Annotated in this window: 10 protein-coding genes and 6 tRNA genes; 3 read left to right on the top strand and 13 right to left on the bottom strand. The window is 57.1% G+C overall.

All coding sequences use genetic code 11. The features are described 5' to 3' along the window. Nucleotides 1-12: 12 nt before the first annotated feature. From BLW11_RS10275 to BLW11_RS10230, 10 genes are all read right to left on the bottom strand, one after another. Nucleotides 13-1035 (bottom strand): ABC transporter substrate-binding protein, encoded by a 1023-nt coding sequence (locus BLW11_RS10275; protein WP_048358824.1) that lies wholly within the window; start codon nucleotides 1033-1035, stop codon nucleotides 13-15. Then, nucleotides 1032-1559: a sigma-70 family RNA polymerase sigma factor gene (locus BLW11_RS10270; protein WP_048358825.1), complete on the bottom strand. Its 528-nt coding sequence runs from the start codon at nucleotides 1557-1559 to the stop codon at nucleotides 1032-1034. The genes BLW11_RS10275 and BLW11_RS10270 overlap by 4 nt, the downstream gene beginning before the upstream one ends. A 131-nt stretch (nucleotides 1560-1690) precedes the next feature. Beyond that, nucleotides 1691-2482, bottom strand: a complete 792-nt coding sequence (locus tag BLW11_RS10265) for a phosphate/phosphite/phosphonate ABC transporter substrate-binding protein (RefSeq protein ID WP_048358826.1) — start codon at nucleotides 2480-2482, stop codon at nucleotides 1691-1693. Nucleotides 2483-2501: 19 nt separating this feature from the next. Next, on the bottom strand, nucleotides 2502-3443 hold the full coding sequence (locus BLW11_RS10260; RefSeq protein WP_048358827.1) for a fatty acid desaturase: 942 nt from the start codon (nucleotides 3441-3443) through the stop codon (nucleotides 2502-2504). Between the two features lie 182 nt (nucleotides 3444-3625). After that, nucleotides 3626-3701 (bottom strand) — tRNA-Gly (locus BLW11_RS10255). Between the two features lie 5 nt (nucleotides 3702-3706). Beyond that, a tRNA-Glu gene (locus tag BLW11_RS10250) sits at nucleotides 3707-3782 on the bottom strand. A gap of 102 nt (nucleotides 3783-3884) precedes the next feature. Beyond that, a tRNA-Gly gene (locus BLW11_RS10245) sits at nucleotides 3885-3960 on the bottom strand. A 5-nt stretch (nucleotides 3961-3965) separates the two neighbouring features. Beyond that, a tRNA-Glu gene (locus BLW11_RS10240) sits at nucleotides 3966-4041 on the bottom strand. A 101-nt stretch (nucleotides 4042-4142) separates the two neighbouring features. Beyond that, nucleotides 4143-4218: transfer RNA gene (locus BLW11_RS10235), tRNA-Gly, on the bottom strand. Nucleotides 4219-4220: 2 nt separating this feature from the next. Further along, a tRNA-Glu gene (locus BLW11_RS10230) sits at nucleotides 4221-4296 on the bottom strand. 330 nt (nucleotides 4297-4626) lie between these two features. Here BLW11_RS10230 and BLW11_RS10225 point away from each other — a divergent pair. Then, the gene (locus tag BLW11_RS10225; protein ID WP_193790163.1) at nucleotides 4627-5385 is read left to right on the top strand and encodes a hypothetical protein; all 759 of its coding nucleotides are present in this window, start codon (nucleotides 4627-4629) and stop codon (nucleotides 5383-5385) included. A 183-nt stretch (nucleotides 5386-5568) separates the two neighbouring features. Here BLW11_RS10225 and BLW11_RS10220 read toward each other — a convergent pair whose 3' ends face one another. Next, the gene (locus BLW11_RS10220; protein ID WP_048358829.1) at nucleotides 5569-5913 is read right to left on the bottom strand and encodes a YggL family protein; all 345 of its coding nucleotides are present in this window, start codon (nucleotides 5911-5913) and stop codon (nucleotides 5569-5571) included. A gap of 233 nt (nucleotides 5914-6146) precedes the next feature. Here BLW11_RS10220 and dacB point away from each other — a divergent pair, with 233 nt between their 5' ends. Continuing rightward, nucleotides 6147-7613: a D-alanyl-D-alanine carboxypeptidase/D-alanyl-D-alanine endopeptidase gene (dacB, locus tag BLW11_RS10215; RefSeq protein ID WP_048358830.1), complete on the top strand. Its 1467-nt coding sequence runs from the start codon at nucleotides 6147-6149 to the stop codon at nucleotides 7611-7613. Between the two features lie 82 nt (nucleotides 7614-7695). Here dacB and rlmKL read toward each other — a convergent pair whose 3' ends face one another. Further along, on the bottom strand, nucleotides 7696-9966 hold the full coding sequence (gene rlmKL / locus BLW11_RS10210) for a bifunctional 23S rRNA (guanine(2069)-N(7))-methyltransferase RlmK/23S rRNA (guanine(2445)-N(2))-methyltransferase RlmL (RefSeq protein ID WP_048358831.1): 2271 nt from the start codon (nucleotides 9964-9966) through the stop codon (nucleotides 7696-7698). 541 nt (nucleotides 9967-10507) lie between these two features. On the opposite strand from rlmKL, the gene rmf reads away from it, so the two are divergent. Next, the gene (rmf, locus tag BLW11_RS10200) at nucleotides 10508-10723 is read left to right on the top strand and encodes a ribosome modulation factor (RefSeq protein ID WP_019827662.1); all 216 of its coding nucleotides are present in this window, start codon (nucleotides 10508-10510) and stop codon (nucleotides 10721-10723) included. A gap of 113 nt (nucleotides 10724-10836) precedes the next feature. Here the strand turns inward: rmf and BLW11_RS10195 are convergent, their stop codons facing one another. Then, on the bottom strand, nucleotides 10837-11862 hold the full coding sequence (locus tag BLW11_RS10195) for a quinone-dependent dihydroorotate dehydrogenase (RefSeq protein WP_048358832.1): 1026 nt from the start codon (nucleotides 11860-11862) through the stop codon (nucleotides 10837-10839). Nucleotides 11863-11962 lie beyond the last annotated feature (100 nt).

The following is an 11962-nucleotide window of genomic DNA, read 5'->3' as shown; positions in this document are numbered from 1 at the left end:
AGATTCAGTGCGTTAATTGGATTTGAGCGCTGCATCGACTTTCTGAGCCGCGTCATGGGTGACCCACGCCTGCCAGATTTGCGGCTGATCACGTAAAAAGGCTTCAGCGGCCTTACGCGGTTCGGTGCGTTTTTCGCTCATCTGGGCCAGGGTCGTGTTCAGCAGATCGATAGGGAAATCGACCTTCTCATAGAACTCGACCAACTGCGGGTATTGCGCTTTGAACGGCGCCGAAACCCCGATCGCCAGTTTGGCCGGCAACGAACGCGTGCCCTTGGGGTTGGGGTTATTGACGTCGGCCAGAGTTTTCCAGGCTTCGGCATCAAAGGCCGGTTCTTCGAGTTTGATCAGCTTGTAGCGGCCAATCAGCGGGGTCGGAGACCAGTAGTAGAACAACACCGGCTTGGCGCGGCGGATCGAGGAGCTGACCTCGGCATCCAGTGCCGCACCCGAGCCGGTGCGGAAGTTCACGAAGTCTTTGTCCAGGCCATAGGCCTTGAGCTTTTGACTGTTGACGATTTCGGAGGTCCAGCCCGTCGGGCTATTGAGGAAGCGCCCGCGCGTAGGGTCTTCCTGGTCACGGAACACGTCTTTGTATCGCTTGAGGTCGTCGACTGTTTTCAAGTCCGGCGCCAGAGGCTCGATGCCCTTGGCCGCATCGCCCTTGATCACGTACTCGGGCACCCACCAGCCTTCACTGGCGTTCTTGACGATATCGCCCAGGCCAAACACCTTGCCTTCGGCTTCGGCTTTTATCCACACGGGGCTGCGCCCTGCCCACTCTTCGCCAATTACTTGGATATCATTTTTGGACAACGCAGTCTCAAGGCTGACCGTGCTGCCGGGCAAAGTGTCGGTCGCAACACCGTAGCCTTTTTCGGTGATCAGGCGCAGCACTTCAGTGATCAGGCTGCCGCTCTCCCAGGTGATATCGCCGAAGTGAACAGGGGTGGCCGGAGTGTCTGCCAGCACCGGCTGGGTGAAAAGTGCACATGCCAACAGCGAACCACCAAGCCATTTCTTAAGGTTAGTCATACTGATTCTCTTGTTATGGAGGTGTGGGTTGTCAGGCAGCGACTGAGCGCGCGGGTCATATAGTCGCTGACGGAGCGCCGGGAAATACCCAATTGCCGTGCGATCTCGGGATAGGTCAGACCATGGACCCGCGAGAGCACAAAGGTCGCCTTGACCTTTTCGGGCAAACCATCGAGTTGTGCGTCAATCATCTGCAAGGCTTGATGATGTTGAGCCAGCGCCTCAGGGGATGGCGAGAGCATGGGTTCGTGTTGCTGCAAGGTCATCAGATAAGCTCGCTCCACATCCCGGCGACGCCACAGTTGATAGATCAAACGACGGGCGATGGTCGTCAACAGCGCACGCGGTTCACGGATGGCGATCTCTTGTGGAGCACTTAACAGTTGGGCAAACGTATCGGCCGCGATGTCTTCAGCGTAGCTGCTGGAATCGGGGTAGCGGCATAAGCTCGCATGCAGCCACAGATAGTGGGTGCGGAAAAGCAAGCTCACATGGTCGCGGTGAGCGATGTCGGTGCCGGACATAAAGGCTCCAATAGAGTCATAAAAACGGTATGTCCGGTGATCCGGTGCGGCGATCCTATCAAATGCCTATATTCAATTTAAATACTAAAAAAACATTTGTTTATTCGTTTTAGATATTAAAGACAACTCCGCTAAGCCAGCTCCGCAAATCCGTATTCAATTGCTTCCTGCCGATAATCGAGCACCTTCTGATAATCCGCTTCGCTGGCAGGCAAGACTTCCTGCACGCCCAGGGTTGCAGCCACCTGTGGCAATTGCTGCAACGCCGTATTCATCGCCTCGCGAATGCGCTCTGCGCCCTCGCGCCCCGTACTGAGCGCTGTGATGTAAGGCAAGGTCGGACTGCTGGCAGTACGCGCCACTATGCGTATCCCGGCCACCTCTGCGGGCGCGTAATGCGCCAGATAGGCAAACGTCACGCTGTCGATGGATGCAAGGTCGGCCCAGCCCTCTCGCACCCGGCGCAGGCTTTGTTGATGCGCGCCGCTGATGGCCACCGATGCAAAAAACTGCCCTCCCTGCTGCAAGGGCGCCAGCCGATGCCGAAACAGGTTCATGCCACTGTTGGAGTTCAGATCATTGATCACCCCGCGACTGCCTTTGAAGTCCGCCAGATCACGACGCGAATCGCCAGCGCGGCTGACGATCACGCTGCAATGCGTTCCGCCACTGCTGTCAGGCCATTCATAGCGCGGGCGGCCAATCAGTTGCACCTGCCCGCGCAGCTGGGTCAACAGCGGATAACCGCAGGTCTGGGCCAACAACAGCTCCGGCGCCCGGAACAACTCCAGCAAACCAAGCCCACGGGCATCGCGGCGGTTGACCTGCAACAGCTCAAGGACTCGCGTCAGCCACTGCTCACTGGCCACGCTGACTTGCCGGGGTGCAACGTACATCGTCAGTTCGGCATAACGGCCTGACATGCAAAAACTCCTCGAGAATTTAACTGAACGGATGCTGCGGGCTATCAATCGCCTGCACCGCGTGACGGCGCATCAACTCGCCGTAGCCTTGCACCAGAAAACCACCACTGCGCTGTTGCCACTGCTCACGCCGCGCCTGATACACCCTGGGCAGATGGAACCACGGCAAACCCGGCAGATCGTGGTGCACCAAGTGCAAATTCAGGTTCAGGAACAGCCAGGTCCAGGGCCAGCCGGCTTCGTTAAGCACCGTGCGCTGCTCGGGACGCTCGGCGGGGCGATGCTCATAAAAAGAACGGACCATTCCCACCGATAAAACCGGCACGGTGACCAGAAACACGTATTGCCAGACCGATATCTCACTGTAGAGGGCAATAAAGCCGAACATCAACAGCGTCAAACTGCCGTGGGTCAGCCACATCAGCCAGGCCTGACGGTCACCCCGGCGCAATCGCTGCCACTCTTCAGTGGCCAGCCCGAACAATGCCAATGGCGGCCCCAGCAGCACTCGGCCCAGCACCGTTTTATTCAGCCAGAGCAACCCCCACAGCAGCCTGGAGCTGCCCTGCCAATGAGCCTGGCTCAGGTATCGGCTTTCGGGGTCAACGCCAGGCAGGGTCAGATCATGGTCACGGTGGTGATGCAAATGGCTGTCGCGGTACAGGGTGTACGGGTACCAGACGGCGAAGGGGGCATAACCCAGCAGTTTGTTGAACCAAACAGAACGCGTGGGATGCCCGTGCAACAACTCGTGCTGCACTGACATCCACAGCACCACGACGGGAATCAGCAAAATAATGGTCCACCCAGCCCCTATCACCGGACTACCCAGCAGCAAGGCAAACCAGGCAGCGGGAACCGCTATCAGCAACAGCCAGGTAGGCCACTGGGTGCGGCCGATGAAGGTGCGGGACAAAGCCCGGATATCACGCCGCTGGGCGCTATCGAAGTAATGCGACATCTAAAGAACTCAAAACAGGTTTGAATCCTTGTGTGGCGCCAGTCGCACTTTTCTTGCAGATTATTTGGTTATTAGCTTAGAGCGCGTTGCGCCGGGGAAATAAAACGCGCAAACGCAAAAAGCAGCCCTAAGGCTGCTTCTTGTGTGTTTTTTGAAACTGCGTAGCTCCAAAAAACAAAATTTGGAGCGGGAAACGAGACTCGAACTCGCGACCCCGACCTTGGCAAGGTCGTGCTCTACCAACTGAGCTATTCCCGCAATAATGGCGTCCCCTAGGGGACTCGAACCCCTGTTACCGCCGTGAAAGGGCGGTGTCCTAGGCCACTAGACGAAGGGGACGTTGCCCGAAACGTACACTGTACATTTCAGTGCCAGACCAATAACCGAAGTTGTTGTCCTGGCTTTCACTCAGCACCGCCCGAGAGCGAAGCTGCTTAAAAATGGAGCGGGAAACGAGACTCGAACTCGCGACCCCGACCTTGGCAAGGTCGTGCTCTACCAACTGAGCTATTCCCGCAATAATGGCGTCCCCTAGGGGACTCGAACCCCTGTTACCGCCGTGAAAGGGCGGTGTCCTAGGCCACTAGACGAAGGGGACGTTGCCCGAAATGTACACGTACATTTCAGTGCCAGATCATTAACAAAAGTTAGTGTCTTGGCTTTCACTCAGCACCGCCCGAAAGCGAAGCTGCTTAAAAATGGAGCGGGAAACGAGACTCGAACTCGCGACCCCGACCTTGGCAAGGTCGTGCTCTACCAACTGAGCTATTCCCGCAATGGCGTCCCCTAGGGGACTCGAACCCCTGTTACCGCCGTGAAAGGGCGGTGTCCTAGGCCACTAGACGAAGGGGACACGCTACAACTTCACTGGTTACATGCGTTTTGCTGTTCGCTTTACGCTGCAATTGGCGCGCATTCTAGGGATGGATTGGAAGGTCGTCAACCCCAATATGAAAATATATTGAAATCAATGACTTCCCTACCATTAAGGCATTTACGTACAGGGGATTGAGCCAAGCTCCTGACGCCTATATTCCGCCACCCTACAAGACGCTATGATTGCCACAGCTCGTGATGGCAGTTTGCTGCTTTGTCGATTTTCAGCCTCTATACAGTCAGGCACCTCGACCCCACCGAGACAGCGTACCCACACCCAGAAGAGGTTTTAACGTTGACGCCCACCATGATCGCCCTGCTTGTCGTCATCGTGATCGCACTATTGATCGCCATCGTCTACATGAACCATGTAGTGGAAAACAACAAACTGGAAAAGGCCCGGCTCAAGGTCGAGTTCAACGACCGCATACGCCGCTGTAGCCAGGTAAACGAGACCTTTCCGGGCCAACTGATGTCCCCTGCCCTCAAGCTGCTGCTCACACGCCTTGAGCTCAACGCGACCCAGCGCCTGTTACTCCTGGAAAAATCCAGCAAGCCCTTGAAAGCACAAGTTGACGAACTCAATGGCCTGATTGCCAAAGGCGAGTCGATCCCGGTCAACAACCCGCCGAACCCTGTGCTGACCGAGGCCAAGGCCAAAGACGTGCGCTTTTTGCTTGAAACGCTGCATGGTCAGATTACACGTGCGACCAAGGATGGCTTTCTGCAGCCCAACGAAGCCAAGCAATGGATCAAAGAAATTCGCCACTTGCTGGTCGTTCTGCATATCGAGTTTTTCAACAACCTGGGCAAACTCGCCCTGCAGAAAAACCAGCCAGGCCAGGCCCGCCTTGCCTATGAGCGCGCCGTACAGTACTTGCGTAAACAGCCGGTCCCGGCCATGTACAACGCTCAGATCAAGGATTTTGAAGCTCAACTGGCCCGCGCCAACGCACAGGTGCTCAGTTCACTTGAGCCGACAACGGACGAAGTCAACGAATTGACCGAAGGCTTGAAAACAGACGAAGTCGATGGGGACTGGAAGAAAAAGGCCATCTACGACTGAGGCGGCCCGAAGGCTCAGCCTGCCTGATGCCATCACTGGCGTTTTTTTTCACCGCGCACGGAAAATCACGCAACACAGTGCGGGCATGGCAGATAAGGAAGTCGATGCAGTGCCCGGGACGGGCGAGATAATTACAGCAGTAAACATATAAAGGCAGCCCTTGGGCTGCCTTTATATTTGACGTCAGGCTACCGGATTGATTGGCTTTTCCGGGTACCACACGTCCAACAGCGGGCTAACTTCAACGCTGGTCAGCTCTGGACGAGCTTTCAACCAGGCTTCAACAGCGGCACGCTGTTCTTCGCTGACCGAACCGCGCTTCTGCAGGCAAACCAGACCGTAGTCGTCGCCGCCAACATAACCCAGGCCGTTAGCTTCCATGGCTTGCGCCAGGAAGTCTGCCAGGAATGCATCGATAGCCTCTTCCGACAGGTCTTCTTTGAAATCCAGGTTCAGCTCAAAACCCAACTCCTGAAATTCATCAACGCACAGTTTTTTGCGCAGACGCTGGGAACGATTAGTAGCCATTGAACAATCCTCTTAAGTAATAACGGGCGGCACTTTAGCAGCTTCAGCCGCCCGGCGCCCGGTTCCGTGTGAACGGTTCATCGTTTTCTATACTTAATCAGCCAAACCCTGTAACAGGCGGATGCACAAGGCCGCTGAGCTTGGGGCATAATGCCGAATCTTTTCAGACCAATGAGGGAACTTTTCATCATGCCCTCTTATTTTTTTCCCTCGCCTGCAGGGTTTTACTTCATATGATCAAATCTTTGCGACCACTGCTTCTTGCCAGCCTGTTTTTGCCGCTGGCCTTCGGCGCCAACGCCGCCCCCGTCAATACCACCCTGTCGCCTAAAGTTCAGCAAGCACTCAAGACCAACAAGCTGCAAAACGATGCGCTGTCGCTTGTTCTGATTCCGCTCACCGGCCCCGGCATTCCGACCGTATTCAATGCCGACGTTTCCATGAACCCGGCCTCCACCATGAAGCTGGTAACCACCTACGCCGCCCTGGAAATGCTCGGCCCGACCCATCAGTGGAAAACCGAGTTCTACACTGACGGCACCCTGAACAACGGCATCCTGCAAGGCAACCTGTACCTCAAGGGCGGCGGCGATCCCAAGCTCAACATGGAAAAGCTCTGGCTGTTGATGCGCGATCTGCGCGCCAATGGCGTGCAACAGGTCACCGGCGACCTGGTACTTGATCGCAACTTCTTCGAACAGCCTCAACTTCCGGCTTTCAACGACGACGGCAACGACAAGAACAAACCGTTCCTGGTCAAACCCGACTCGCTGATGGTCAACCTCAAAGCCCTGCGCTTCGTGGCGCGCAACGATGCGGGCAAGGTCCTGATCTCGGTCGAGCCGCCGATTGCCAGCATCAAGATCGACAATCAGGTCAAGGCCATCAACACCAAGCAATGCACCGGTGACGTGCGCTACAACCCGGTACCGCAAGCAGACGGCTCGGTACTGGTCACTGTCAGCGGGCAACTGGCCGATGGCTGCAACTCCCAGACCTACCTGTCGCTGCTTGACCACGCCACCTACACCGCCGGTGCTGTGCGCGCCATCTGGAAAGAACTGGGCGGCAGCATCCAGGGCCAGGACCGCCAGGCCAGCGTGCCGAAAAACGCCAAATTGCTCGCACGAGCCTTCTCGCCGGACCTGGCAGAAATCATTCGCGACATTAACAAGTACAGCAACAACACCATGGCCCAGCAGCTGTTCCTGAGCCTGGGCGCGCAGTTCCGCAATGACGCCGACGGCGATGACGCCAAAGCTGCACAGCGTGTCGTGCGCCAATGGCTGGCCAAAAAAGGCATCACCGCGCCGCACCTGGTCATGGAGAACGGTTCCGGCCTGTCTCGCGCCGAACGCGTCAGCGCACGTGAAATGGCACAAATGCTCCAGGCCGCCTGGAAAAGCCCTTACGCTGCCGAGTTCATCAGCTCCATGCCGATTGCCGGTAAAGACGGCACCATGCGCAAGCGCCTGAAAACCACGGCCATGAACGGCCAGGCCCATATCAAGACCGGCACCCTGAACACCGTGCGCGCCATTTCCGGCTTTAGCCGCGATATCAATGGCAACACCTGGGCCGTGGTCGCCATCCTCAACGACTCACGTCCGTGGGGCGCTTCCGCGATTCTCGACCAGGTGCTGCTGGACCTGTATCGCCAGCCACCACTGGCCAACAGCTCAGTCTCCATCGCCCAGTAATCCGGCTCGCGCAAACGCGCAAAAAAAAAGCCCCCGATCGCAAAATCGGGGGCTTTTTGGTTCATGCTTTTATTACACGACCTTATCGGGCCATGATTTTCCAGGCACGGTGGATTTTGCTGTTGCGGGCAAAGTCCGGATCAATGGTGCTGGCGGTGATTTCTTCAACGGCATAACGCGCTTCCAGATTTTCATCGAGGATGAATTTACGGAAGTTGTTCGAGAAGTACAGAACCCCACCCGGCGCCAGACGCGCCATGGCCAGGTCCAGCAACTGCACGTGATCGCGCTGCACATCGAAGATACCTTCCATGCGCTTGGAGTTGGAGAAGGTCGGCGGATCGATAAAGATCAGGTCGTACTCTTCACGGCAGGCATCCAGCCACACCATCACATCGCCCTGCTCCAGACGGTTCTTGTCCGAGAAGCCGTTGAGGGACAGGTTGCGACGCGCCCAGTCCAGGTAGGTCTTGGACAAGTCGACGCTGGTGGTGCTGCGCGCGCCGCCCTTGGCCGCATGTACGCTCGCGGTGGCGGTGTAGCAGTACAGGTTGAGGAAGCGCTTGCCGGCGGCCTCTTTCTGAATGCGCATGCGCATTGGGCGGTGGTCCAGGAACAGACCGGTATCCAGGTAGTCCGTGAGGTTCACCAGCAGCTTCACGCCGCCTTCATTGACCTCGGTGAACTTGCCCTGAGCACTCTGACGCTCGTACTGCTTGGTGCCGCTCTGACGCTCGCGACGTTTGACGATCACGCGGCTCTTGTCGATGTTCAGCGCCTGCGGAATGGCCGCCAGAGCATCGAACATGCGCGCCGAGGCTTTTTCCGGATCGATGGACTTCGGTGCCACGTATTCCTGGACGTGAACCCAGTCGTGGTACAGGTCGATCGCCATCGAGTACTCAGGCATATCGGCATCGTAAACACGGTAGCAATCGATGCCTTCGCGCTTGACCCACTTGCCCAGCGCCTTGACGTTCTTTTGCAGACGGTTGGCAAACATCTGCCCGCCTTCGCTCAAGCGCGGCTGCTCAATCACCACCGGCACCGGCTTGATCGGGTTGCCGTTCTTGTTGAACTTCTCGTACTTGCCCGGCGCTTCAATGTTGGATGGCAGATCCGACTCGGCCTGCTCACGATCGATCTGACGCTGCTCCGGGGTACGACGCTCGCCTGTTACGAACTGATCCGGCACAACCTTGATCAGCAACAGCTTGCAAGGCAACGCGCCGTTCCAGAACGAATACTGCTTGTGGCTGCGGATACCCATGCGCTTGCCCAGATCCGGGGCACCGGTAAACACCGCGGCCTCCCAGTTCAAGCACGCCTGACGCAGTCGCTCGCCAAGGTTCTGGTAGAGGTAGAGCAAGCTCGCCTCATCACCCAGACGCTCGCCGTACGGAGGGTTGCAGATCACCAGGCCTTTCTGGTTCTGGTCAGGGCGCGGCTCGAAGGTCGCGACTTCGCCCTGATAAATCTTGATCCAGTGGCTCAGGCCTGCACGCTCGATGTTGTTACGCGCGGGCTGAATCAGACGCGGGTCGGCTTCATAACCACGAATCCACAACGGCGTCTTGGCCATACCGGCTTCAGCGCGCTCGGTGGCTTCTTCGTGAAGTTTCTTCCAGATGGCTGGTACGTGACCGAGCCAGGCATCGAAACCCCAGTGAATACGATTGAGGTTCGGCGCCATGTCGGCGGCGATCATCGCACCTTCGACCAGGAACGTACCGACACCGCACATTGGGTCAGCGAGGGCTGCGCCTTCGGCAGCCAGACGTGGCCAGCCCGCACGAATCAGGATGGCGGCCGCGAGGTTTTCCTTCAGCGGTGCCGCACCTTGCTGCAGACGATACCCACGCTGGTGCAAGCTGTGGCCCGACAGATCCAGGGACAAAATCGCTTCGCCGCGATCCAGACGCAGGTGGATGCGCATGTCAGGGCTGATCTTGTCGATGGACGGACGCTCGCCAGACGGCGTGCGCAGCTTGTCGACGATGGCGTCTTTTACTTTCAGGGCGCCAAAGTGAGTGTTGTCGATGCCCGAGCCGTGGCCGCTGAACTCAACAGCCAGCGTGCCATCCGGCACCATATGGTCATGCCAGTCAATATCCAGAACGCCGTGGTACAGGTCTTCCGCATCTTTCATCGGGAAGCGCTTGAGCACCAGCAACACACGGTTGGCAAGGCGCGACCACAGACACAAGCGGTAGGCAGTTTCCATATCCGCCATGCCACGAATGGCCGAGGTATGCTCGCGAGCTTCCTCAAGGCCAAGGCCGGTGGCCTCTTCGAGGAGCAGGCCTTCAAGGCCTTTAGGGCAGGTAAGGAAGAGTTCGTAACGATCCGACATGGGATTCCTGAGCTTTTAGCTATCAGTGAACAGGCAACGCATTGCCTGCTCCGTTTTCAATCAAGCGCTTTTCTTGAAGAGCGCTCGTGTGGCACGAAACTGTGCCGTTCCACCCCCGCGATCAGTCATGCCCTGAGGCATGAAGAGTTTAGACGCAGGGGCAGATCATTCATGGAGAAACAATTGGTCATATTCAGACCCTTCGTCGAATAGTGCCCCAGCAAAACGGGCGGGTATTCGCAGCAGAGAATGAAACGCATCATCTTTGTAAACACTCGTCCTATCAGGCTTTGGCCGTATTCTTGCGTCCGGAAACAACCTTTCTTATGGCTCTAACACCATTATCGTTACGTCCTTATGACAAAACGATCATTCACACCTCTTGGCGCATTGGTTAGAACTGGACACAGGTTGTCGCCGCACAGGCAACAACGAAATGCTCGCCACGCCGGCAGCGAGCACACCAACGGCAGAACACTCTGCCCCGGCCTTTGGTAGGCCGACGCTATATAAAACAGTCAACAAGTGAGGGCAATACCCTATGAGAAGACTTAAGCGTGATCCGTTGGAAAAAGCTTTCTTACGCGGATATCAATACGGTGTTCATGGAAAATCCCGCGAGCTTTGCCCTTTTACTCTACCGTCGGTACGCCAAGCCTGGATTAACGGCTGGCGCGAAGGACGCGGCGACAACTGGGACGGTATGACTGGCACTGCGGGCATCCACAGACTCAACGAACTTCACGCCGTCGGCTAACTCTGGGCAGAACCGACATCACCTCGAATATGCAATGACTTAACCATGCCGTCCTATCCGGGCGGCGGGCTCCGGCCCAAGGGCTCCTTAGGGGAGCCCTTTTTATTGCCTGTCTATTTACCGGCTAACGCAGATATGGCATCGACCGACTCGCGAATCAAGGCCGGGCCCTTGTAGATAAAGCCCGAGTAGATCTGAACGAGACTGGCGCCCGCAGCGATTTTCTCAGCCGCGTACTTGCCTTCGGTGATCCCGCCTGCAGCGATGATCGGCATGCGTCCTGCAAGCTCACCTGCCAGCACCTTGACCGTATGGGTGCTCTTGTCGCGCACCGGAGCGCCCGACAGGCCACCCGCTTCATCGCCATGCTCCATACCTTCAACCCCGACACGGCTTAACGTGGTGTTGGTTGCGATAACCGCATCCATACCCGTCTCTAGCAGCGCCTGAGCCACGAGCACGGTTTCTTCGTCAGTCATGTCAGGGGCGATCTTGATCGCCAGCGGTACGCGCTTACCGTGACGCTGCGTCAGCTCGTTCTGACGAAGCTGTAGGGCTTCAAGCAACTGCTTGAGTGAATCCCCAAATTGCAGACTGCGCAGACCAGGCGTATTCGGTGAACTCACGTTCACGGTCACGTAGCTGGCGTGCTCATACACCTTGTCCAGGCAGATCAGGTAATCGTCGACCGCGCGCTCAACCGGCGTGTCGAAATTCTTGCCGATGTTGATCCCCAGGATACCGGTGTACCTGGCCGCCTGAACCCGTGTCAGCAAATGATCAACCCCAAGGTTGTTAAACCCCATGCGGTTGATGATTGCCTGAGCTTCAGGCAAGCGAAAAATACGTGGCTTGGGATTGCCAGGCTGAGGGCGCGGCGTCACGGTGCCGATCTCAACGAAGCCAAAACCCAGCTGTGCAAAGCCATCAATAGCTGCACCGTTTTTGTCCAGACCTGCGGCCAGCCCGACCGGGTTCGGAAAGTCGAGCCCCATGACCGTCACTGGCAACCTTGCCGGCGCCTTGCACAACAAACCGTTGAGCCCCAGACGGCCGCCCGCACCGATCAAGTCCAGGGACAGATCGTGAGAGGTTTCAGGGGAAAGCTTGAAGAGCAACTGGCGGGCCAGGTTATACATGGGCTGATTGGACTCGAAGGGTGATTTGAAGAAGGCGCGATTATAGCCGCGCAGCCTGCTAAATCACAGGCAAAGAAAAACCCGGCCGAAGCCGGGTTTT

The sequence above is a fragment of the Pseudomonas deceptionensis genome (genome assembly GCF_900106095.1).
In the GTDB taxonomy this organism is placed as follows: Bacteria; Pseudomonadota; Gammaproteobacteria; order Pseudomonadales; family Pseudomonadaceae; genus Aquipseudomonas; species Aquipseudomonas deceptionensis.
Note: the sequence above shows the minus strand (reverse complement) of the source record. Positions and strands in the feature narration are given on the sequence as shown.